Source organism: Luteimonas terrae, assembly GCF_031457535.1.
Classification (GTDB): domain Bacteria; phylum Pseudomonadota; class Gammaproteobacteria; order Xanthomonadales; family Xanthomonadaceae; genus Luteimonas; species Luteimonas terrae_A.
The window spans coordinates 91,177-114,674 of sequence record NZ_JAVDWO010000001.1; the positions used below are offsets into that span (position 1 = coordinate 91,177).

Genomic DNA, 23,498 nt, shown 5'->3' on the forward strand with positions numbered 1-23,498 from the left:
CCGGAGGCCTGACGCCCATGTTCCGTTCCAGAACCGCACCCTTGGCCGCGCTGATCGCGCTCCCCTACGTCCTTGCCGCCTGCGGCGCGCAGGACGACGCATCGCCGGTCGACGGCGCCACACAGACCGGTCCCGACGCGCCCATGCCCATCGCCGCAGGCCATGCGAAGTTCCTGGGGGGCGCGCACAGTCCGCCGCAAGCCGAGGGCTTCATCGACTACTGGAACAAAGTCACGCCGGAGAACGGCGGCAAGTGGGGCGAGGTGGAGGCCGAACGCGATGTCATGCAGTGGGACGAGCTCGACGCCGCGTGGCGCGTCGCACAGGACAACGACCTGCCGTTCCAGATGCACGTGATGGTCTGGGGCAACCAGCAGCCAGAGTGGGTCCGCAGCCTGCCACCCGAGGAGCAGCGCGCCGAGATCGAGGAATGGTTCGCAGCCGTGGCCGAACGCTATCCAGGCATCGACATCGTCGAAGTGGTCAACGAGCCGCTCAACGATCCGCCGTCGAAGGATGACGAGGACGGCGGGAACTATGCCAGAGCGCTGGGCGGCGACGGCGAGACCGGCTGGGACTGGATCCTCGAATCCTTCCGCCTCGCGCGCACGCACTTTCCGGATTCAAAGCTAATGCTCAACGAGTACAGCGTCACCAACAGCGAGGATGCAACCCGGCGCTATCTCGAGATCGTGCGCCTGCTGCAAGCCGAGAACTTGGTCGACGTGATCGGCGTGCAGGGGCATGCGTTCGCGACGACCGAAGAGACCTCGATGGACGTGCACAGGGCCAATCTCGATGCACTCGGCGCGACCGGGTTGCCGGTGCACGTGACCGAGTTCGATCTCGACGGCGTCGACGATGCCGTGCAGCTGGCCAGCTACCAGCGCGTGTTCCCGGTGTTCTGGGAGCATCCTGCCATCGAGGGCATGACGCTGTGGGGCTTCCGTCGTGGGCTCTGGCGCGACGAACAGGGCGCCTACCTGATTCGCGAGGACGGCAGCGAGCGTCCGGCGATGGAATGGCTGCGCAGCTATGTGCGCGGGGAGGTCAAGCAGTGATGCCGAGTGTAGGAGCGCGCTCGCGCGCGAACCAAGGTCACGGAAAAAGCCTCTTCGCGCGCAAGCGCGCTCCTACAGGTGCACTGCTTCTTCTGGCCCTGGTCTGCGCCATGCCGCTGCACGCCCGCGACTGCGCGCAGGCTGCCGCGGTCTGTGTGCAGGCCGTGCCCAACGCGCTCGCCCTGATCGATGACGGTCGTCCGCTGCCGGTATTGATCGACGCTGCAGACTTCCCCGGCGTCGCGCGTGCCGCCGACGACCTGCGTGCGGATCTCGCCGCCGTCTCGGGCGTGGGAGCCAGCGCCCTGCACGCGCCGACCGGCACGCCGCGGCTCGCGATCATTGCCGGCACCCTCGGCCACAGCCCGCGCATCGATCGCATCGTGCGCGAGCACGCGCTCGACACCACCGGTGTCGAAGGACAGTGGGAAGGCTATTCGCTGCAGCTCGTCGACGCGCCTGAGCCCGGCATCGAGCGCGCCCTGGTGATCATCGGCGCCGACAAGCGCGGCACAATCTTTGGCCTGTACGAGCTCTCGCGGCGGATCGGCGTCTCGCCGTGGACCTGGTGGGCCGACGTGGCACCCGAACGCAAGACCGCGCTGCACATCGCACCGGGTCGCTTCGTCGACGCGCCGGCGGTGCGCTACCGCGGCATCTTCATCAACGACGAGGATCCGGCCCTCGGCGGCTGGATGGCGGCGACCTACGGCGGGCCGAACCACCAGTTCTACGAACGCGTATTCCAGCTGATCCTCCGGCACAAGGGCAACTACCTGTGGCCGGCGATGTGGGGCCGCGCGTTCTACGACGACGATCCGCAAAACGCCATCCTCGCCGACGAGATGGGCGTCGTCATCGGCACCAGCCACCACGAACCGATGATGCGCGCGCATGTCGAATGGTCGCGGCATGGCGAGGGCGCGTGGGACTACACCCGCAACCGCGAGCGGCTGCAGGACTTCTGGCGCGAGGGCATCCGCCGCATGGGCACGAACGAGAACGTCGTGACCCTGGGCATGCGCGGCGACGGCGACGAGCCGATGAGCGACGCCACCGCGACCACGCTGCTCGAGACCATCGTCGCCGACCAGCGCCGCATCCTCGCCGAGGTCACCGGCCGGCCGGTCGAGGCCACGCCGCAGGTGTGGGCGCTGTACAAGGAAGTGCAGGACTATTTCGACGCCGGCATGCAGGTGCCCGACGACGTGACCCTGCTGTTCGCAGACGACAACTGGGGCAACATCCGCCGGCTGCCCACGCCCGACGCGACCCGCGCAGGCGGCTACGGCGTCTACTACCACTTCGATTACGTCGGCGGGCCGCGCAACTACAAGTGGATCAACACCACCCAGATCGAGCGCGTCTGGGAGCAGATGCGGCTGGCACATGCGCACGGCGCCGACCGGCTGTGGGTGGTCAATGTCGGCGACATCAAGCCGATGGAATTTCCGATCAGTTTTTTCCTTGACTACGCCTGGGCGCCCGATGCGTATCCGGTCGAGGCGGTGAGCGCCTATCCGCAGGCCTTCGCCGCCGAGCAGTTCGGCGATACCCATGCGGCGGAGATCGGCGAGATCCTGACCCGCTACACCCAGTACAACGCGCGACGCAAACCCGAGCTGCAGTCGCCGGAGACCTGGAGCCTGGTCAACTTCGGCGAGGCCGATCGCGTACTCGCGGACTGGGATGCGCTGGTCGAACGCACACAGCACATCGGCACCGCACTCGGCGGTGCGCATCGTGATGCGTATTACCAGCTTGTGGAATATCCCGTGCTGGCCAGTGCGAACCTCGCGCACCTCTACATCGCCGTCGCCCGCAACCGGCTGCATGCGGCGCAGGGGCGCGCCTCGGCGAACGCCTGGGCCGACGAGGCCGAACGCCGCTTCGCCCGCGACGCCGAACTCGCGCGCGTCTACGAGCAGGACATCGCCGGCGGCAAGTGGATCCACATGATGTCGCAGCCGCGCATCGGCTACACCCACTGGCAGCAGCCCGATCGCAATGTCATGCCGGCGCTGTCGCGGGTCGACGTGCGCGAGCGCGGCACGATGGGCGTCGCGGTCGACGGTGATGCGCGCGGCTGGCCGGTGCCGACCACGCGTGCGCGCCTGCCACAACTGGACGCGCACGGCGTGCCATCACGCGAGGTCGTCGTCTTCAATCGCGGGCTCGCGCCGTTCACGTTCATCGCGACGGCCTCGCAGCCCTGGCTGCGGGTGACGCCGGCCGCGGGCGAAGTCACGGCCGAAACGCCGCTGCGCATCGACGTCGACTGGGATGCGCTGCCGGCCGGCGACCATGTCGGCCAGATCGACCTGCTCGGCAGCGACCGCACCGAAGTGCGCGTCACCGTGCCCGTGTCGAAACCGGCCTCGGCGGTCACCGGCTTCGTGGAAAGCGAAGGCGTGATCGCGATCGAAGCCGCGCACCACGCGCGTGCGGTCGCGCCGGACGGTCTTGGCTGGGAGACGATCCCCAACCTGGGCCGCACGCTGTCGGCGGTCACCTCGGTGCCCGTCACCGCGGCCGCGACGACCGCGGACGCGTCCGGCGCGTGGCTCGAATACCCGGTGCATCTGGCGAGCGCCGGCGAGGTCGAGGTCCGCGTCGTGCTGTCGCCGACGCTCGACTACCAGCATCGCGGCGGCCTGCGCTACGCCGTCTCGTTCGATGATGCCGCGCCGCAAGACGTCACGATGCATCTCGATCCGACGCCCGGCCATCCGCAGTTCCAGGCCTGGGAGCGCGCGGTCAGCGACAGCGTGCACGTGGCGACCTCGCGGCACCGGGTCGAGGGTGGCGCACAGACGCTGAAGCTGTGGCGGATCGATCCGGGTGTCGTGGTGCAGCGGATCGAGATCGTGCGGGACGGGGTGCGGCCGAGTTATCTCGGGCCGCCGGAGAGTGTGCGGCGGTGATCCAGGCGGGTTCCCGTTTGACGGCATGCCAATCGATAGCGGCTAGCGCTGCCATCGCGGCCGTGCTGCCTGCTTCTTCCGCGCTTCGTATTCCTGCTGCCGCCTGCGCGTCCGCTCTGGCCGTGGCCCGTGCCCGGGCCGGTGCTCCTGCTCCTGCTCCTGCTTTTGCTTTTGCTTCTGCTTCTGCTTCTGCTTCTGCTTCTGCTTCTGCTCCTGCTTCTGCTTCTGCTTCTGCTTCTGCTTTGGCTCTTGCTGTGTCGAGCCGTAAAGCGAGCCGAGCACCGGAGCCTGGCGCGGCCGTAGAGGCGCCCATGTCTGAGCGCAGCGAGTTTGGGCGCCGTGCCGCGTCAGGCGAGGAGCGCAGGGGACCGGACGGGCGAAGCCCGGCCGGATCGCGTCCGGCGAAGGCGGTTTTGCTTACTTTTGACAAGACAAAAGTAAGCCGCGCAACAGCGCGGAAGCAGTTGATCTTGCCTCTCCCACTGAACGCCTGTCGAAACACAGGAAATGCGAATGCAAGTGCAGGGCTTTCGCCCGCTGCCGCGTGCGAGTTCCTTTTTGACGGGCCAAAAAGGAACCAAAAACCCCCTTCGCCGGACGCGATCCGATGCGATGAAGCCGCATCGGGCCCCTGCGCTTCTCGGTCCACGAGGCACGCAGCCCAAACTCGCTGCGCTCAGACATGGGCTGCTCTCCGGCCTCGCGGCCCTGCGATGCTCGGCTCGCTTTACGGCTCGATCAGATCAACAGCACAGCAACAGCAACAGCAACAGCAACAGCAACAGCAACAGCAACAGCAACAGCAACAGCAACAGCAACAGCAACAGCATGCGCGCGGCGAGCGGGCGGTGGCACGCCGTTCCAGCTCATCGGGGCATCGACTTTCACCAGTGCAGGCCCGGCATCCCGCGCCGCCGACCCGAAGCTCACGAACCTGCGCGATGGCGTCGTATCCGGCGTGCCGCTGCAGCAGCAATGAACCCAATTCGCCTCCGCCAGCAGACACCAACACATTCGATCCGAGCCTCGTCATGACGCACGCCCCCCACCCCCTCACCCTGCACCCCGACCGGCTTTTCCCGTCGGACCCGACCCAGCGCGACATCGCGCGACGCCTGCATGCCGAAGTCACCGGGCTGCCGATCGTCAGCCCGCATGGCCACACCGACCCGGCCTGGTTCGCAATCAATGCGCCGTTCGCCAATGCGACCGAGCTGCTGCTGGTGCCGGACCACTACGTGTTCCGCAAGCTCTACAGCCAGGGCGTGGATCTGGATGCGCTGGGCATCCCGCGCGCGGATGGATCGCGCGCCGAGGTCGATCCGCGTGACGCGTGGCGGCTGTTCGCCGAACGCTGGACGCTGTTCCGCGGCACGCCGTCATCGATGTGGCTCGATCACGTATTCCACGATGTGTTCGGCCTGCGCCAGCGGCTCTCGGCCGCGACCGCAGACGACTACTACGACACCATCACCGCCGCGCTGCAGACGCCGGCGTTCCGACCGCGCGCCCTGTTCGAGCGCTTCAACATCGAAGTCATCGCGACCACCGAGTCGCCGCTCGACCCGCTGACCCACCACGCGACGATCCGCGAGAGCGGCTGGTCGGGCCGGGTGCTGACCGCCTACCGTCCGGATCCGGTCATCGATCCGGAGCACGAGCAATTCCCCGATGCGCTGCGCCAGTTCGGCGCGCTCACCGGCGAAGACGTCTTCGACTGGACCGGCTACCTGCGCGCGCATCGCCAGCGGCGCGCGTTCTTCGCCGCGCACGGCGCCACGTCGACCGACCACGGGCACCCGAGCTGCGCGACCGCGGACCTGTCCGACGCCGACGCGCGTCGCCTGTTCGACACCGTCGTACGCGGCGCAGCGACACCGGCCGAAGCCGAGCTGTTCCGCGCGCAGATGCTGACCGAGATGGCGAAGATGAGCCTCGACGACGGGCTGGTCATGCAGATCCATCCCGGCTGCTTCCGCAACCACAACCGCGACCTGTTCGCCCGCTACGGCCGCGACAAGGGCGCCGACATTCCGCTGCGCACCGACTACGTGCACGCGCTCAAGCCGCTGCTCGACCGCGTCGGCAACGAACCCGGCTTCACCCTGATCGTATTCACGCTCGACGAAAGCACCTACGCGCGCGAGCTCGCGCCGCTGGCGGGCCACTACCCCTGCTTGTTCCTCGGCCCGGCCTGGTGGTTCCACGACGCGCCGGAGGGCATGTGGCGCTTCCGCGAGCAGACACTCGCCAGCGCCGGCTTCTACAACACCGTCGGCTTCAACGACGACACGCGCGCGTTCCTGTCGATTCCGGCGCGGCACGACGTCGCGCGCCGGGTGGACTGCGCGTTCCTCGCCAAGCTGGTCGCCGAGCACCGTATCGACGAGGACGAGGCGACCGAGGTCGCGATCGACCTCGCCTACCGGCTGCCGAAGCGGGCCTACCGGCTCTAGAACGGCATCGGCATGGATTCTTTCGCAACCGAACGATTCCCGATTGCGCAGACGTATCGCGCCGTCAGCACCAGGCAGACGCACGCAGCGTGTTGCCACTTGAGCATGCGCCGGTCGCATTGTGATCTGCGGAACGCGGGCACGATCAACGACCGGACGAGCCAGCCCGCGCACGCTCGCGGACGGTCGCAGCGCAGCCGGCGCCATGACACACCTTCAGCATCAAGGAGATTCCGATGACCCGACGCACCTGCTTCGCATCTGCACTCGCGGTGGCACTGCTCTGCGGCTTCACCCTGATTGCGACGGCTGCGCCGCGCAATCAGGCCCCTGCCCCGCAATCCACCAGCGCAGGCGAAGTGGCGTCGACGCTCAAGGACGCCTACCGCGGCGCCTTCCTGTTCGGCACCGCGGTCAACGACGACATCGTCGCCGGCCGCGACCCGCGCAGCGAAGCGCTGGTGCCCCGGCACTTCAACGCGTTGACCGCCGAGAACGTGATGAAGGCCGAGGTGCTGCATCCGCAGCCCGGCGTCTGGGACTTCGGGCCGGCCGATGCGTTCGTCGCCTATGGCGAGCGCCACGGCATGTACCTGATCGGCCACACCCTGGTGTGGCACAACCAGACACCCGCCTGGTTCTTCGAGGCCGACGACGGCACGCCGGCAGGGCCCGACGTGATGGCCGAGCGCCTGCGCGACTACATCGAGGTGGTGGCCGGGCGCTACGCCGGCCGCGTCGATGCCTGGGACGTGGTCAACGAGATCATCGGCGAGGATGGCGAGTACCGCGACACCGTGTGGACCCGCGCCTTCGGCGGCGATGGTGATGCGGTGGTGCGCCTGGCGTTCGAGGCCGCCAGCCGGTATGCGCCCGATACCGCGCTGTACTACAACGATTTCAACGCCTGGCGCCCGGAGAAGCGCGCCGGCATCGTGCGTATGGTGAAGATGCTGCAGGACGCCGGCATCCGCATCGACGGCATCGGCATGCAGGGCCACTGGGGCCTCAACTATCCGTCTCTCGACGACATCGAAACCTCGATCGACGCCTACGCCGCGCTCGGGGTCAAGGTGATGATCACCGAGCTGGACATCGACGTGCTCCCGCTGACCCGCGAGGGCCAGATCATCGGCACCGGCATGCAGCATCCGCAGTTCCAGCTGCCAGAGTTCAAGCGTTATCTGGATCCCTATCGCGAGGGGCTGCCGGCCGAGGTGCAGCAACAGCTGGCCGAGCGCTATGCCGAACTGTTCCGTCTGTTCCACCGCAGGCGCGACGTCATCGAGCGCGTCAGCGTCTGGGGCGTCGAGGACGGCATGTCGTGGAAGAACGATTACCCGATTCCCGGGCGCATCAACTACACGCTGCTGTTCGACCGCGAGGGCCAGCCGAAGCAGGCGCTGGAGGCGGTGCTGGCGGTACCGGTGGAGGCGGGCTCGCGCTGATCCGCACTCTCATCTGTGCGCATTCGGCGCATTCGGCGCATCCGGGTGTATCGCGGGCTTCTGGCCTGAGGCACTGGATTCCCGCTTTCGCGGAAATGACGAGGGACCTCAACAGGTGAGCCGCTAAGCACTTCAGGACGCCTGAAGTGCGCGGGGCAGGCACTCGGGGCACTTCCGTCATTCCCGCGAAAGCGGGAATCCATGGACTTTGCTGATCGCAGGCCCGACGTCTACGGATTCCAGCCTGATCAGCCGTTGGGTTATTGAGAGCCCCCGGGAATGACGGGAAAGGCCATCCAGCGGCGGTCAGTGCCGTGACGCCTATGCGCCGTTGCTACGTTTAATCCTCGAGCAATGCGATCCGCATACTCAGGGAGCTCGCAACTCAAACCGCGGCGAGCGCCCGCTCGACATCGGCAGGCGTCGCATCCCCAAGTACGGCATAGGCACGCACGAGCGCATCGCCGATCCGCGCGTCATTGACCACCGCGTCGAACACCTGGTCCAACGCCAGGATCGCAGTCACGTCCTGGCGCGCGTCGACGATCATCGTGGCGCCGACCGAAGCCAGCCTGTCCGCCATTGGATCGTCCAGCGCGACACCGGCCTGCGCCTGGCGCCGGACGAAGTGCATCCACGCGGCGACCGGCAGGCACAGCCTGTCGATGGATCGACCCGCTGCGCGTGCATCGGTAATCGTGCCGAGCAGGCGCACGGGAATCTTCTGCGAGCCGTCCCAGGCGATCTGGCCCAGCCGATGGCGGATCGCGGGATTACGGAACCTCTCCAGGATCGCGCCGATGTAGGCCTGGGCGTCGAAGCCGTCCATCGCCCCGAGCGTGGGTGCGATGTCCTCGCGCATCAGGCGCTCCACGAACGCGGACAACGCCGGATGCCGCATCGCGTCGCTGACGGTCTCCAGTTCCAGCAACCGGCCGAGATAGGCCAGCGCGCTGTGCGGCCCGTTGAGCAGGCGCAGCTTGGCGCGGTCCCAGCCGGCAATGTCGCTGCTGAGAATCACGCCGACGCGTTCCAGCGGCGGCCGGCCGTTGCAGAACGCGTCCTCGACCACCCACTGCGCGTACGGCTCGCGCTGCACAGGCCAGGCGTCGTGCAGGCCGAGCGCAGCGTCGACGTCGGCGCGCAGCGCATCGTCAGTGGCCGGGGTGATGCTGTCGACCATCGAGCGCGGAAACGTCGCGTGCGCGTCGATCCAGTCCGCCAGTCCGGTATCGAACTGGCGCGCATACTGCAGCACCGCGCGCCGCAGGCGTCCACCGTTATCAGTCAGGTTGTCGCAGCTCAGCACCGTGTACGCCGGCAACCCCTGCGCCCGCCGCAGGGCGAGCCCGGCGACGATGACGCCGATCGCGCTCGACGGCGACGCCGGCGTTGCGAGATCGCGGGCGATGTCCGGATGCGCGAGATCGACGCCGTCGGCCGACAGGCAATAGCCCTTCTCGGTCACCGTCAGCATTACCAGGCGCACATCCGGGTAAGCCAGTCGCGCGAGCACCGCATCGCGTTCGTCGGCCGCGCACAGCACCTCGCGCAACGCACCTATCACGCGCAGCGTCGGTCCGCCGTCGAGCAGCGCCAGCGTGTACAGGCCGTCCTGCGGACGCAACGCATCGCGCACGTCGGGATTGCGCAGCGACACGCCGCAGATCGCCCAGTCCGGATCGTCGGCCAGCAGATCGTCGATGTAGACCGCCTGGTGCGCGCGGTGGAAGGCACCGACACCCAGATGGACGATGCCGATGCGTGTGTCGGCGCGATCGAAGGCCAGCCGCGCCACCGTCGGCGGCAGCGCGGCCAGCGTATCGTCCGACAGACGAGGCAGGCTCATCGCTCGTCGCGTGCGTACGGGCCCAGGGTCACGCCGACGAAACCACCGGCATCGTCGGTGCTGAGCATGGTCGCGTCCGCGCCTTCCAGCAGCGGCTGCCAGTCGCCATCATCGGCCGCGAAGGCGAACGCCATCTTGCCCTCGTCGCCTGAGATCCGCAGGCGCAGCGCATCCGCAGCTGGCACCGCGCGCGTGGCCAACACCTCGGTCGGTGCGCTCTCGCCCTTGGCGCGTTCGACGAACAGTTGCAGCGCATCGTCGGCATCGCGCCGCGCACCGACGACGTACCAGTGGTTGCCGCTCTGGAATGCCGCCAATCCTGCGGCGACGCCTCGCGCCGGCGGCGCGAGCGCGGCGCTGGCCTCGAACACGAGGTGTTGCTGGCGACGCGCGAGGAACGACGGATTGCCGCGCGTGTCCAGCCCCTCGCGCAGTGGGTGGATCGCCAGCTTGCCCGGGTGCGAGGCGAGATCGGCCCAGTCGCGTTTGGGCACGCGCACGAACATCCATTCGTGTCCGAGCTGCGTGCCGTCGAACTCGTCGCGCCGGGTGAAGTTGCCCGACATCGGCGCCTGGTCGGCGCTGCCCGTCATCCACGACGGCGCCGGCAGCGTGTACGAAATCGTCTCGCCCAGCGGCAGGATCGTCGGCCAGCCGTCTTTCCAGGTCACCGGCAGCAGGAAGGTTTCGCGGCCGGTGTTGTACTGGCGCACGTCGTAGTTGCGACTGGCGAGGAACACCGCCCACCAGTTGCCGTCCGGGCCTTCGACCATGTCGACGTGGCCGGCATTGGTGATCGGCAGGTCGCGATCAGCCGGCAGGTCGCGCTGGGTGAGGATCGGATTGTGTTCGTACGGGATGTACGGACCCCAGACATCGCGGCTGCGCAGTACCACCTGCGAATGCTGCGGCCCGGTGCCGCCCTCCGCGTTCGACAGCACGTACCAGCCGTCGACCTTGTAGATGTGCGGGCCCTCGATCCAGATCGGGTTCTCTTCCGGCTTCACCCCGCCGTCGATCAGCACCTTGCGCGGGCCGAAGGGTTTCAGCGTCTCGATATCGATCGCCTGCATCCAAATCGCGCGGTGGCCGTCGTAGCGCACCGGGCCCTCTGGCTCGTCGTTGTTGAGGATGTAGGCGCGGCCGTCGTCGTCGAAGAACAGCGACGGATCGATGCCGCCGATGCCCGGCAGCCACACCGGATCCGACCATGGGCCGGCGGGATCGGTCGTGGTGACGATGAAGTTGCCGCCGCCATCGACCGAGGTGTTGACCACGTAGAAGGTGCCGTCGTGGTACTCGATCGTCGGCGCGAACACGCCGCGCGACAGGCCGAGGCCGTCGAAATCCAGCTGCCCGGGCCGATGGATCGCACTGCCCACCTGGGTCCAGTGCACCAGGTCCTCGCTCTCGAACACCGGGATGCCGGGGAAGTAGGTGAACGTGGAATGCACCATGTAGAACTTGCCGCGCGCGGCGACGATGCTCGGATCGGAATGGAAGCCGGCGAGAATCGGATTGCGGAACTGGCCTTCGGGCAGCGGCATCTCGAACGCGCGGTCGCGGCCGGTGTATTCGAACCAGTCGAACAGCACGGGCTCGGCAGCGGACGGCGCTGCGGCTGGGGTCGAGGCCGGCGCCTGCGCAAACGCGGGCGCGAGCGCTGCGCTCACGGCCACCAGTGCGCCGAGCAGGGCCGCACCCGCGGAAGCGGCGAACGCTGCGCGCCGCTGCCATGCGGCTGCATGCATCTCACCGCTGGCACGAGGCGCCGACGCGTGCGGCATCGGTGTGCGGGCCGGACACGGGGCGGTCGTCTGCGCTGCGGCCGGCAGCGCGGCATCGATCGATCGGGTCATCGTGGTCTTCTCCATGTCGCTCACCAGTCCCACATCGCGCCATCTTCAAGACGGGCGATCGGCAACTGTTTCGGGCTGTAGGGATATTTCGCCGCCAGCGTCTCGTCGATCGACACGCCGTGCCCCGGCGTGTCGCCGACATGCAGCCGGCCGTCGCGGAACACGTAGTCGTGCGGAAACACCTCATTGGCCTCGTCGCTGTGGAACATGTACTCCTGGATGCCGAAGTTCGGCACCCAGGTATCGAAGTGCAGCGCCGCGCCCATCGTGACCGGCGACAGATCGGTCGCGCCGTGGAAGCCGGTGCGCACCTGGTGCAGACCGGCGAAATCCGCGAGCCGGCGGATGTGGGTGATGCCGCCGCCATGCACGATGGTCGTGCGGATGTAGTCGATCAGCTGCTGCTCGATCAGGTGCTTGCAATCCCAGATCGAATTGAACACCTCGCCCACCGCCAGCGGCGTCACCGTGTGCTGGCGGATGATCTCGAACGACCGCTGGTTCTCGGCCGGCGTCGCGTCCTCCATCCAGAACAGGCGGTAGGGCTCGAGCTCGCGGCCGAGCCGCGCGGCTTCGATCGGGGTGAGCCGGTGGTGCACGTCGTGCAGCAGTTCCACGCCGCTGCCGTGGTCGGCGCGTACCCGTTCGAACAGCGCCGGCACGGTTTCCAGATATCGCGGCGTGTTCCATTCGGTCTCGGCCGGCAGTTCGCTCTCCGCGGGTTCGTAGGGCTTGCCGCCCGAGGAGATGCCGTAGGCCTTCTTGACGCCCGGCACGCCGCATTGCGCGCGCACCGCGAGGAAACCCTTGTCGATGTAGGCACCGACCGCGTCGCTGGCCTCGGCGATGTCGCGGCCGTTGGCGTGGGCGTAGACCAGCGCGCCCTCGCGCGAGCGGCCGCCGAGCAGCTGGTACAGCGGCAGGCCGGCCATCTTGCCGAGGATGTCCCACAGCGCGACGTCGACCGCGGCGATCGCGGTCATCGTCACCGGACCGCGCCGCCAGTACGCGCCGCGGTAGAGGAACTGCCACAGGTCCTCGATGCGGCCGGCATCGCGGCCGATCAGGTTCGGCACCACGTGGTCCTGCAGGTACGAGGCGACCGCGAGCTCGCGTCCGTTGAGCGTGGCATCGCCGAGGCCGGTCACGCCCGAGCGGGTGACGATCTTCAGCGTGACGAAGTTGCGGCCGGGACAGGTAACGATGACCCGCGCTTCGACGATCTCGCGATCGCGGTTCGAGCTGTAGGGGCTCGGGTCGTGGGGACTGGAGGTCGACATCGTGGCTCCCGGAACAGTCATTCGGATGGTGTGGAACGGGCCCTGCAGCGCCGCGCGCACGGGCGACGCGGCGCAGTCATTTCGGTCAGCGGATTTCGATCTCGAACGGACCTGCCGGCAGGTCCGCGGCATCGAACAGATTCACCAGCGGCGCGTCGGCCCAGGCGTAGCGCACGCGCACCGGCGTCGGCCCCGCGTCGGCGCGCAGGCGCACGCGGTTGCCTTCGACGCGGGCATCGACGAAGCGACAACTGTCGGCCCCCGCGCCGCACAGCTCGAAGCCGACCGGCCCGGCGGCGCCGTGCACGAACAGCCCGCCCTCGACATCGGCGAACGTCAGCACCACGTCCCCACCCTCGCGACGCGCCTGCTGCGGCACGGGACCGGACGCGGCGATCGCCTCGCCGTAGACCGCATGGCGCGCGGCACGCGCGAGCCGTTTGCCGAGTACCTGCTTGTTCGCCGGATGGATGTCGTAGCGGTCGCCGATGTCGATCGTCACCGCCAGCGCCGTGTGCGGGTCGTCGGCGACGGCGCGCTGCGCCTCGCGCAAAGCCGCCCAGTCGCTGTCGCCGGGCGCGTCGGCAGGCGTGCCGTAGTTGGCCAGCTGGACAATGAGGAACGGCAGCTCGGGATTCCCGAAGCGGCCGCGCCAGTCGTCGCGCAGTCCGCGCAGCAGGCCGGCGTAGGCATTCGCCTCGAAGGTATTGGATTCGCCCTGGTACCAGAGCATGCCGCGCAGGCGCATGCCCGAAAGCGGCGCGATCATGCCGTTGTAGAGCGTCGACAACCCGGCCGCGGACTGCCACGGCGCGCGCGGCGGCGAGCCGACCGCGTTCGGCACCACGCGATAGCGCCAGCCTCCATCGAATGGCGCCGTGCTGCCGTCGGCGAACTTCAACGCATGCGCGGACGCCGGCCCGGCCAGTCCGCCTTCGCGGTAGGTATCGAACACGTTGACGACGATGTGGTTGTCGCCGGCGCGCAGCAGGCCGTCAGGCAGAGCGTAGGTGCGCGGCGTGCCGGCGCCGTAGGTGCTGCCGACCGCCTGGCCGTTGACCCAAGTGGTGTCCATTTCGTCGGCCGGCCCGAGCACGAGGGTCGCCGGCTGCGCGGCCTGTGCCTGGGTCAGCGTCACGGCCGTCCGGTACCAGAGCATGCCGTCGAACGCGGCGAGTTCCGGCACGCCCCAGCGCTCCCATGCACCGAGCTCCGGCGGTGCGGCGCGCCAGTCGTCGCCATCGGCGTTGCCTTCCCAGGGCCGGTCGTCGTTGGCGATGCCCGGACGCTGCTGCCACCAGCCGGTCCACACCTGCCCCCAGCGCGCGAGTGCGGCGACCGGATCGGTGGCGTAGAGCGCGAGTACGTCGAGTTCGGCGTCGTAGCCGCCGCCGGCGCGCAGCGCCTCGGCACTGGTCCAGGCCTGGATGCGTGACCCACCCCAGGCCGCGTTGACCAGGCCCATCGGCACCTCGACGGTCTTCTGCAGCTCGCGCGCGAAGTAGTAACAGGCCGCGGAGAAATCCCGGATCGAATCGGGTGTCACGGTGTGCCAAAGCGTTTTGGCGCCGAAGCGCGCCTGCGGCGCCGGGTGGCCGGCCTGCGGCACGGTCAGCAGACGGATCGTGTCGCTGTCCGCGCCGGCGATCTCCGCGCGCGCATCCAGCGAACGCCAGACCTGCAGTTCCATGTTCGATTGCCCGGAGCACAGCCAGACATCGCCGACCAGCACGTCGGCGACCGTACGCGACACGTCGCCGGCGCGTGCGGTCAGCATATGCGGCCCGCCTGCGGGGAGCGCCGGCAGCTCGACGGACCAGCGTCCCGCGTCGTCCGCGCGTGCGCTGCGACGATGCCGCGCCAGTCCGACCTGCACGGTCGCACCGGGCGACGCCTCGCCCCAGATGCGGATCGGCTGGTCGCGCTGGAGTACGGCCTGATCCTGGAACAGCGGATGCAGCAGTGCCGCTTCGGCGTCGTCGGCCAGCGCTGGAGCGAACGGCGCGAGACCGAGCAGCAGCGTCGCCAGAGCGATGCGTGCGGATGCACCGGCCGGTCGACGCGCGGCGCCGGCAGGCGCGCCACTCACTGGGTGTCCCCGGGCGCGTGCGGAAATTCCAGCGCCTTGTAGTGCTCCAGCGGATGCGGCGGCGGCGCGACCCCCGCTGGTAGCGGCCGGCCGGAGATCGACTGGAAATAGGCGATGCTGGCATCGCGCCACCACTGCGCCTCGTCCTGCTGGATCGCGAGGAACGCGGCGACCTGTGCATGGCGCCCGGCATCGATGCGGCCGTCGAGGCCGGCCCAGGTCTCGCGCATCCCGCGCACGGTCTCCACGCCGCGGTCGTAGCGCAGCACCAGTTCGTCCCATAGCGGACGTCCGCTGCGCATCGGATGGCTCCAGGGCACGTGGTGGAACCACAGCAGGAATTCCTCCGGCGTGCGCGTGACGTCGTCGAAGACCTCGGCCACCGGCGCCGCGTATTGCGAGACCGCATCGCTGCCACGCCGGGTACGATCGAAGCCGATGCCGTTGCCGTCGGCGCGATGGAAATACACCGACGTCCAGTCCGCGCGCGGACCGCCTTCGACCCACGGTCCCGGGCCGTAGTGATGCCCGCGGCCCATCACGTGGTGCAGGCCCAGCGCGCCGGTGTAATCCACCACCGCCTCGCGCGAGGCCATCATCATGCCGACGACGGGCTCGACGACGGCCGGATCGTTGGAGAACGTCATCCGCGTCCACTCGACGGCGATATCGCGCGACGACAGGTCAGAATTCCAGGCCAGGCGTCCGAAGGCGTACCAGTTGGCCTGGTCGAAATGCGAGCCGCTCCAGTTGCGATCACTGCCGATGTTGGCGACACCGGCGATGCCGGTCAGTGCGTGGCCGTCGAGCGAGCCGTCGATCACCCGCGCGACGGTCGAGCCCGGCCCCTGCACATGGGTGTCGGCGTCCAGCACCTCCTCGTACAGCGGCGCCTTGTAGGCCAGATGCGTCGAGAAGCCGAGGTATTCCTTGGTGATCTGGAATTCCATCATCAGCGGCGTCTTGGGCATGCCGCCGAACAAGGGGTGGAAGGGCTCGCGCGGCTGGAAATCGATCGGGCCGTTCTTCACCTGCACCAGCACGTTGTCGTGAAACGTGCCATCGAGCGGCACGAACTCGTTGTAGGCCTGCTTGGCGCGGTCCACCGGCTCCTCGTCCGAATAGACGAACGCGCGCCACATCACGATGCCGCCGTGCGGTGCGACCGCATCGGCCAGCATGTTGGCGCCGTCGGCGTGGCTGCGGCCGTAGTCCTGCGGGCCGGGCTGGCCTTCCGAATTGGCCTTGACCAGAAAGCCGCCGAAGTCGGGAATCAGCGCGTAGACCTCGTCGGCCTTCGTCCGCCACCAGCGCTGCACGTCGGCATCGGCGGGATCGGCGGTGTCGAGACCGCCGATTTCCATCGGCGCGCTGAAGCGCGCGCTCAGATAGACCTTGATGCCGTAGGGGCGCATCACGCCGGCGATCGCCGCGACCTTGTCCAGATACATCGGCGTCAGCACGTCGGCATTGGCGTTGACGTTGTTGAGTACGGTGCCATTGATGCCGATCGAGGCGTTGGCGCGCGCGTAGTCGGTATAGCGCGGGTCCAGCCAGCCGGGGAGCCGATGCCAGTCCCAGATCGACTGGCCGGCGTAACCACGTTCGACATAGCGGTCGAGGTTGTCCCAGTGGTTGAGCATCCGCACGGCCAGACGCGGCGCCTCGCGGATGTCGAGGCCATCGAGCGGCTGCCCCGTCTGCAGCAGGCGCAGCAGATGGAAGGCGCCATAGAGCGCACCGATATCCTCGTTGGCGGCGACGACTGTGGTCGCATGACCATCGACGACCGCGCTGCGGATCCGGTAGCCCTCGCCCCCCAGCCCGTCGAGATCGAGCCCCAGGCGCGCGATCTGCGGCGACGCGGCCGGCGTGCCGACCAGCAGCGCGCCGGCACGCGTCACCGCATCGCCGTTCGCCGGCGCCCCGCCCTGCAGGCCTGCCAGACCGCGCTGCAATTCTTCCCGGGTAGCCGATGGCACGCCGGGGCTTCCGGCCACCACCAGCTGGGTGACCCGGGTCGCAGACGGGCCAGCCGCACCCGCATCGGGCGCCGCGTAGCGCAGCCACAGCGCGTAGCCGTCCTCGGCCTGCACGGCGGTCGCAGTGAACAACAGCAGAGCCGCGCACAGACCCGAGGCCAGCGTCCGCATGGCGCGCACGCACGACAGGTCGCCGGCGTGGCGGGTTAGCGTTAACATTCGTGGCATATGGATTCCCTCCCCGGAACCGGCTTTCATGCACATGGGCCCGCCGGACGCGCTGGGTCCGACCCATCGCCTGGCGAGTGAAGGAACGACCGTTGGAGAAACCCAAGAAATCGGTGCGCCGCAAGACCCGGGGCGTCACCATCGCCGAGGTCGCCGAGCTCGCCGGCGTGTCGCCGATGACGATCTCCCGCGTCGTCAACGGCCAGGGCAAGGTCCGCGACGCTACCCGCGAACGGGTCATGCGCGCGGTGCAGGCGTTGAACTACACGCCCAATCTGGCCGCCAGCTCGCTGGCCGCAGCGCAGCACCTGCGCATCGCGCTGGTCTACACCAACCCCAGCGGCGCCTACCTGCGTGAACTGCTGGTCGGCCTGTTGCGCGTCGCCTCCGGCACCGCGATCCAGCTGGTCATCGATTACTGGGACGAGCTCGATGCCGACGCCGAGCGCAAGGCCGCGCGCGCGCTCGCCAAACGCGTCGACGGCGTGATCCTGCCGCCGCCGCTGTGCGAATCGAAAGCCGCGGTGACCGAGTTCGTCCGCGCCGGCGTGCCGGTGGTCGCGATCGCGTCCGGGCATTTCAGCGACGACATCTCCTGCGTGCGCATCGACGACTTCGGTGCCGGCAAGGAAATCGCCGAACACCTGATCCAGCAGGGCCACACACGCATCGCCTGCATCAAGGGACGCGCCGACCTCAGCGCGACCACGCGACGTTTCCAGGGTTTCAAGGCGGCGCTCGACGAGGCCGGCATCCCCCTCGACGCGGCGCTGGTGCAACAGGGCGACTACACCTACCGCTCGGGCCTGAAGGCCACCGAAAAGCTGCTCGCGCTGCGCAAGCCGCCCAGCGCGATCTTCGCCAGCAACGACGACATGGCCGCCGCGGCGATTTCCGTCGCCCACCGCCGCGGGCTCGACGTGCCGCGCGACCTGTCGGTCGTGGGCTTCGACGACAGCTCGGCCGCCACCACTGTGTGGCCGGAGCTCACGACGATCCACCAGCCGATCGCCTCGATGGCCAATGCCGCGATCGACATGCTGGTGCGCGGCATCCGCCGCAACGACAGCACCACGCGTGTGCTGACCGATCACGTCGTCGCCCACCGCCTCATCGTCCGCGATTCGGTCGCCGGCCCGCCCCGCGCCAAATAAGCGGTGACGGTGCCAGACCGCACCGCGTGCGGACACGTTCGTGGACGGCATGCGGGCGGCGGCGGTCGGCATGCGCATCGTGTCAGCGCAGCAGGTACTGGTTGAGCAGGTTCTCGTAGGCCTCCTGGCGGCCGCTGCGCTGCTGCGGTTCACCGGCCTTCGACGCGATGCCGTGCAGGTCGGCCAGAGACAGCCCGCCCTGTTCGAACGCCTGACCGTCGCCTGCGTCGAAACTCGAGTAACGGTCCTTGCGCCACTGTTCCCACGGGGACTTCTCGAGCAGCGCATGCGCGACTTCGAGGCCGCGCGCGAACGCGTCCATGCCGCCGATGTGGGCGATGAACAGGTCTTCCATGTCGGTGGATTCACGGCGCGGCTTGGCGTCGAAGTTCAGGCCGCCCTCCAGACCGCCCTGGCGCAGCACGACCAGCATCGCGCCGACGGTGTCGTAGAGATCGGTCGGGAACTGGTCGGTGTCCCAGCCGTTCTGCGCATTGCCGCGATTGGCGTCGATGCTGCCGAGCAGGCCGTGATCGCTGGCGACCTGCAGGTCGTGCTCGAAGGTGTGGCCCGACAGCGTGGCGTGGTTGGCCTCGATGTTGAGCTTGAAGTCCTTGTCGAGGCCGTGTTCCTTGAGGAAGCCGGCGACGGTGGCGCTGTCGAAATCGTACTGGTGCTTCATCGGCTCCATCGGCTTCGGCTCGATGAGGAAATTGCCCTTCAGGCCGATGCTGCGGCCGTAATCGCGGGCCATCGTCAGGAAGCGCGCGAAGTGCGACAGCTCGCGCTTCATGTCGGTGTTGTGCAGGCTGGCGTAGCCCTCGCGGCCACCCCAGAACACGTAGTGCTCGCCGCCCAGCTCGACGGTCGCCTCGAGCGCGGCCTTGACCTGCACGGCCGCGCGCGCGACCACCGCGAAGTCCGGATTGGTCGAAGCACCGTTCATGTAACGCGGATGCGAGAACAGGTTCGCCGTGCCCCACAGCAGTTGCATGCCGGTCGCCTGCTGGCGCTCCTTGGCCAGCGCCACCATGTGCTTGAGGTTCTTCTCGTATTCGCCGATGTCGTCGGCATCCGGCGACAGGTCGATGTCGTGGAAACACCAGTACGGCACGCCGAGCTTCGTGAAGAACTCGAACGCCGCGTCGAGCTTGGCTTCTGCCGCGGCCAGCGGCGCGCCGCCGTCCCACGGAAAGCGCCGCGTGCCCGGGCCGAACGGGTCCTGGCCCGAGTTGCAGAACGTGTGCCAGTAGCAGACCGCGAAGCGCAGGTGCTCGGCCATCGTCTTGCCGCCGATCCGGCGATCGGCCTCGTAGACCTTGAACGCGAGCGGATTGTCCGAATCGCGGCCTTCGAAGGGGATCGAGCCGATGCCCGGGAAATATTCTTTGGCGCCGATGAAGGGGGAAGTGCTCATGTTCGGTCTCGTCGGTGTGGAGAAGCAGTAGGCGCGCGCTTGCGCGCAATCGGGATTAGTCGGAAACGCCTCATCGCGTGAGCGCGCTCCTACAGGGGCGGCGGCGCGGCGTAGAGCGGACGGACCGCGTCCAGATGCCGCAGGAAGCGCTGGTACGCCGGCTGGTAGGCACGCACGCGCTCCGGATCGGGCGTGCATGCGAGCGAAGGATCGACCGCTACATGCGCGGCGGCGACCTCGGCCAGCGTGCCCGCATCGCCCTGCGCACGCTGCAGCGACCACAAGGCCTGCAGCGCGGCGCCGAAGGCCGCGCTTTCGACCTGGGCGGGCACATCGACCGGGCAATCGAAGACGTCGGCCACCATCTGGCGCCAGGCCGCGCTGTTTGCACCGCCACCGGTCAGCGCGATGCGGTCGAAGCGCATGCCGGCGCCGACGAAGGCGTCGTAGCCGTAGCGCAGGCTGTAGGTCGCGCCTTCCATCGCCGCGCGGTAGACGTGCGCCTCGCGCATGTTGTGCGCGCCGAGGCCGGCCAGCACGCCCTTGCCCAGCGGCAGGTCGGGCGTGCGCTCGCCATTGAGAAATGGCAGGAACGTCAGGCCGTCGGCGCCGGGCGCCGTCGCCGCGATGCGCGCATCGCCGTCGCGCGTGCTGAAGCCGAACATCTTCGCGACCTGCTCGGTGACCACGGTGCAGTTCATCGTGCAGATCAGCGGCAGCCAGCCGCCGCTCGACGAACAGAACGCCGCCCATGCACCGTCGTCATCGACGATCGGCCGATCGGCGTAGGCGAACAGCGTGCCCGAGGTGCCGAGGCTCATCGTGAGCCGGCCTTCGGCCACACAGCCAGTGCCGATCGCGGCCATCATGTTGTCGCCGCCGCCGGCCGAGACCCGCACGCCCGCCGGCAGCCCGAGCGCACTGGCGATCGCCGGCAACATCGGGAACGACGCGTCGGGCTCGACCAGTGGCGGCAAGCAATCGCGCAGGTCGCGCGTGTCGTCGGTCGCGTCGAGCATCGCTGACGACCATTGGCGTGTGCGCACGTCGAGCCAGCCGGTGCCCGATGCATCGCCGTATTCGCAGAAGCGCTCGCCGGTCAGGACGAAGTTGAGATAGTCGTGCGGCAGCAGGATGGTCGCGAGTCGCGCATAGACCTCGGGACGATGCCGGCGTGTCCAGGGCAGTTTCGATGCGGTGTATCCGGCGAGGACCGGGTTGCCGGCCAGCTCGATGCACCGCCCGGCGCCGCCGACCGCGTCCATGATCTCGCCGCATTCGGCGCTGGTACTGGTATCGCACCACAGCTTGGCCGGACCGAGCACCTCGCCCGCCGCGTCCACCGGCACGAAACCGTGCTGCTGACCCGACACACCGAGCGCGACGATGCGATGACGCACGCTGACGTCGATGGCACCGAAACAGTCGTGCATCGCCTCAACCCACGCGGCCGGGTGCTGTTCGCGGCTGCCGTCGTCGCCGCTGATCAGATCCAGCGGCGCACTCGCGCTTGCAACGACCTGTCGCGTGTCCGCGTCGTAGACCACCAACTTGACGCTCTGAGTGCCCGCATCGAGCCCTGCGACCAAGCTCATTGCGCCGCTCCGTCGCTAATCAGGTTAGCGCTAACATCAGCAAGGCCAAAAAAAAACGAACGGCTTGAAACGAGGATCGACATGAGCGCGTACGGCGGAAATCGATGATGGTCGAACTCTAACAGCTGTGCCGAAACATGCTTGCTGCGCTGCGGTAAGAGCTTGGCGCCCGCATCTCGCGCTGGCGCCCCCCGCCCAGCAACATGCGACTGATGAGCACGTCGACGCCGATACCCTGCGCGCTTGCCCAAGCATCATTTTCCTGCTTGTTGCGTCGCCGCGAGGATGGCAGGAAGCCCTGCGATCAATACTCACCGCTGGCTCAGTGCGCGAGGAGGTGATAGGCCACGGCCACGCACCACGAACCGGCAGACAACCACCAGAGCACAGCGCTGCCGATCATCAGCTGACGGATCCAGCCTCCTTCCCCGTCACCTGTGAGCCCGGTCAACGCCAGAGCCGCCTGCCCACCATTGAGGTGCGGCAGCGGCAGCAGGTTGATGGCCGCCAGTTTTGCTGCGAAGACGCCTACAAACGCTGTCGTTCCCTGGAGCCCCAACCACGCCTGGCCACGGTCAAGAAACGTCTGGGCGTCGGTCATCGGGTGCAGAGCGCCAAGCGGAAACTGCACGAACCCGGCAACAAAGCTCCCGGGTGCAGCATCAGGCGCCAGGATCAGGCGAGCGCCAGCAATGCAAGCGGTCCGGACAGCGCCACCACCGCCCTGACGACGCCCGGTTGCGCGTCGAAGCGTTTGCCCGTTGGCAATTCACCATCGACCGATTCGTCGGGCGAGTCGGCGGTCCGGAACCTGCAATAGCCGCCGAACGGCAGCAGCAGCTTCAGCACCAGACGCCCTCTGCGCAGCAGTGGCGGACCGATGCCCAGCGAGATCTCTTCGACGCCAATACCGAACAGACGACTGACGAGCGCCATCGCCAGCACGTGCATCGGCGTGAACAGCGCGGCGGCGAGCAACGCGACGAAGATGAAACTCATGACCCTCCACCGACGCAGCACGACGTCGGCGCGGGAAACACCTGCCACGTCTCCATCACCGACCGCCCAGCCGCGCTCCGAAGCGCCTGCGCAACCGTTCTGACCATTGGCAGCCGTGACTGCCGGCCAGCACCGCGGAGACGCGCTGCCGGAGGTGTCCTGCTGACAGCCCCAGATCGCCCGCCCCCACCGGCATCACCCACGCAGCGTGGCCCCGCCGTCGACATAGAGATCGCTCATCGCGATATGACCGGCCTGCTCGGACAGCAGGAACATCACCGCATTCGCGATGTCCTCGGGCTCGGCCAGCTTGCCCAGCGGAATACCGCTCTTGAACGTCTCCAGCGTGCCGGCGATGGTCCGCGCCTCACCGTCGGCGTCGGTCCACATCCCGGTCTGCATCGGTGTGCGCGTCGAACCGGGCGCGACGATGTTGCAACGGATGCCGAGCGGCGCGAGTTCCAGACCCAGGCAACGCACGAACATCGTCGTTGCCGCCTTGGATGCGGCGTAGGCCGCCATGTTCTGGCGCGGGATGCCGGCGGCGTTGGAACTGACGGTCACCATCGCGCCCCGACGGCGCGGTGCCATCACGCGGGCCACGGCCTGGGACACGTGGAAGACGCCATCGGTGTTGACGGCGAATGTGCGGCGCCATTCTTCGGCGGTTAGATCGAGGACCGGTGCGGTAGACAGCACGCCTGCCACGTTGACGGCGAGATCGATCGGACCGATGTCCGCCTCGATCGTGGCGACGAGGGTGTCGACGGCATCCGCGTCAGTGACGTCGAGGGCGTGGGAATGGAATGTCGCGAGACCTGCCCTCCCCCCAACCCCTCTCCCAAAGGGAGAGGGGCTCGCATCGCGCAGACTGTCGCCTTCAAGCCCCTCTCCCTTTGGGAGAGGGGTTGGGGTGAGGGCCGCATCAGCCGAGGCAATCTCTGCGGCAGATGCCTCTACCACAGGCACTTCCCGATCCGTCGCCACGACGGTCGCGCCGCTCGCATGCAGCAGCCGCACGACCGCAGCACCGATACCGCCAGCGGCGCCGGTGACGAGTGCGATCTTTCCGTCGAAGCCTGTGAGTTGCATTGGGATGTCCCGGATCGGTGATGGCGGCGGTCTTCGGGCGCGCGTTCGGTATCACGACGCGCCTG

The 23,498-nt window shown here is 68.3% G+C and carries 17 protein-coding genes; 5 read left to right on the forward strand and 12 right to left on the reverse strand.

Features of this window, described 5'->3' with window-relative positions; all coding sequences use genetic code 11:
• Positions 1 to 143 precede the first annotated feature (143 nt).
• Positions 144 to 1,061 carry an endo-1,4-beta-xylanase gene (locus J2W68_RS00355; protein WP_310232412.1) on the forward strand — a complete coding sequence of 306 codons (918 nt, stop codon included), beginning with the start codon at positions 144 to 146 and terminating at the stop codon, positions 1,059 to 1,061.
• A 110-nt stretch (positions 1,062 to 1,171) separates the two neighbouring features.
• On the forward strand, positions 1,172 to 3,985 hold the full coding sequence (locus J2W68_RS00360) for a glycosyl hydrolase 115 family protein (RefSeq protein ID WP_310231488.1): 2,814 nt from the start codon (positions 1,172 to 1,174) through the stop codon (positions 3,983 to 3,985).
• A gap of 42 nt (positions 3,986 to 4,027) precedes the next feature.
• Here the strand turns inward: J2W68_RS00360 and J2W68_RS00365 are convergent, their stop codons facing one another.
• Positions 4,028 to 4,267, reverse strand: a complete 240-nt coding sequence (locus J2W68_RS00365; protein ID WP_310231491.1) for a hypothetical protein — start codon at positions 4,265 to 4,267, stop codon at positions 4,028 to 4,030.
• A gap of 456 nt (positions 4,268 to 4,723) precedes the next feature.
• Positions 4,724 to 4,873, reverse strand: coding sequence for a hypothetical protein (locus tag J2W68_RS00370; protein ID WP_310231494.1), 150 nt, complete (start codon positions 4,871 to 4,873; stop codon positions 4,724 to 4,726).
• A 143-nt stretch (positions 4,874 to 5,016) separates the two neighbouring features.
• Between J2W68_RS00370 and uxaC the strand changes: the two genes are divergently transcribed.
• On the forward strand, positions 5,017 to 6,441 hold the full coding sequence (uxaC, locus tag J2W68_RS00375) for a glucuronate isomerase (protein WP_310231496.1): 1,425 nt from the start codon (positions 5,017 to 5,019) through the stop codon (positions 6,439 to 6,441).
• A gap of 236 nt (positions 6,442 to 6,677) precedes the next feature.
• Complete coding sequence (locus J2W68_RS00380; protein WP_310231498.1) at positions 6,678 to 7,889, forward strand: endo-1,4-beta-xylanase; 1,212 nt, start codon at positions 6,678 to 6,680, stop codon at positions 7,887 to 7,889.
• Positions 7,890 to 8,274: 385 nt separating this feature from the next.
• Here J2W68_RS00380 and J2W68_RS00385 read toward each other — a convergent pair whose 3' ends face one another.
• The 5 genes from J2W68_RS00385 to J2W68_RS00405 all read right to left on the reverse strand — a co-directional run bounded on the left by J2W68_RS00385 (position 8,275) and on the right by J2W68_RS00405 (position 17,167).
• A complete protein-coding gene (locus tag J2W68_RS00385) occupies positions 8,275 to 9,738 on the reverse strand; it encodes a mannitol dehydrogenase family protein (RefSeq protein ID WP_310231501.1) in 1,464 nt (487 codons plus the stop codon).
• Complete coding sequence (locus J2W68_RS00390) at positions 9,735 to 11,489, reverse strand: glycoside hydrolase family 43 protein (protein WP_430539651.1); 1,755 nt, start codon at positions 11,487 to 11,489, stop codon at positions 9,735 to 9,737. Before J2W68_RS00390 ends, J2W68_RS00385 begins: the two co-directional genes overlap by 4 nt.
• A 128-nt stretch (positions 11,490 to 11,617) precedes the next feature.
• Positions 11,618 to 12,877 carry a D-mannonate dehydratase ManD gene (manD, locus tag J2W68_RS00395; RefSeq protein WP_310231506.1) on the reverse strand — a complete coding sequence of 420 codons (1,260 nt, stop codon included), beginning with the start codon at positions 12,875 to 12,877 and terminating at the stop codon, positions 11,618 to 11,620.
• 85 nt (positions 12,878 to 12,962) lie between these two features.
• Positions 12,963 to 14,912 (reverse strand): sialate O-acetylesterase, encoded by a 1,950-nt coding sequence (locus J2W68_RS00400; protein ID WP_430539652.1) that lies wholly within the window; start codon positions 14,910 to 14,912, stop codon positions 12,963 to 12,965.
• 50 nt (positions 14,913 to 14,962) lie between these two features.
• A complete protein-coding gene (locus tag J2W68_RS00405; RefSeq protein WP_430539653.1) occupies positions 14,963 to 17,167 on the reverse strand; it encodes an alpha-glucuronidase family glycosyl hydrolase in 2,205 nt (734 codons plus the stop codon).
• Between the two features lie 101 nt (positions 17,168 to 17,268).
• Here J2W68_RS00405 and J2W68_RS00410 point away from each other — a divergent pair, with 101 nt between their 5' ends.
• Positions 17,269 to 18,330 (forward strand): LacI family DNA-binding transcriptional regulator, encoded by a 1,062-nt coding sequence (locus J2W68_RS00410; protein ID WP_310231508.1) that lies wholly within the window; start codon positions 17,269 to 17,271, stop codon positions 18,328 to 18,330.
• 82 nt (positions 18,331 to 18,412) lie between these two features.
• Here J2W68_RS00410 and xylA read toward each other — a convergent pair whose 3' ends face one another.
• The 5 genes from xylA to J2W68_RS00435 form a co-directional block, all read right to left on the reverse strand.
• Positions 18,413 to 19,747, reverse strand: coding sequence for a xylose isomerase (gene xylA, locus J2W68_RS00415; protein WP_310231510.1), 1,335 nt, complete (start codon positions 19,745 to 19,747; stop codon positions 18,413 to 18,415).
• 89 nt (positions 19,748 to 19,836) lie between these two features.
• Entirely contained in the window at positions 19,837 to 21,342 is a 1,506-nt protein-coding gene (xylB, locus tag J2W68_RS00420; RefSeq protein ID WP_310231512.1) for a xylulokinase, read from the reverse strand.
• A gap of 322 nt (positions 21,343 to 21,664) precedes the next feature.
• Positions 21,665 to 21,943: a hypothetical protein gene (locus tag J2W68_RS00425; protein WP_310231515.1), complete on the reverse strand. Its 279-nt coding sequence runs from the start codon at positions 21,941 to 21,943 to the stop codon at positions 21,665 to 21,667.
• A gap of 74 nt (positions 21,944 to 22,017) precedes the next feature.
• Positions 22,018 to 22,341, reverse strand: a complete 324-nt coding sequence (locus J2W68_RS00430) for a site-2 protease family protein (protein ID WP_310231518.1) — start codon at positions 22,339 to 22,341, stop codon at positions 22,018 to 22,020.
• Between the two features lie 195 nt (positions 22,342 to 22,536).
• Entirely contained in the window at positions 22,537 to 23,433 is an 897-nt protein-coding gene (locus J2W68_RS00435) for a 2,3-dihydro-2,3-dihydroxybenzoate dehydrogenase (protein ID WP_310231521.1), read from the reverse strand.
• Between the last annotated feature and the right edge of the window lie 65 nt (positions 23,434 to 23,498).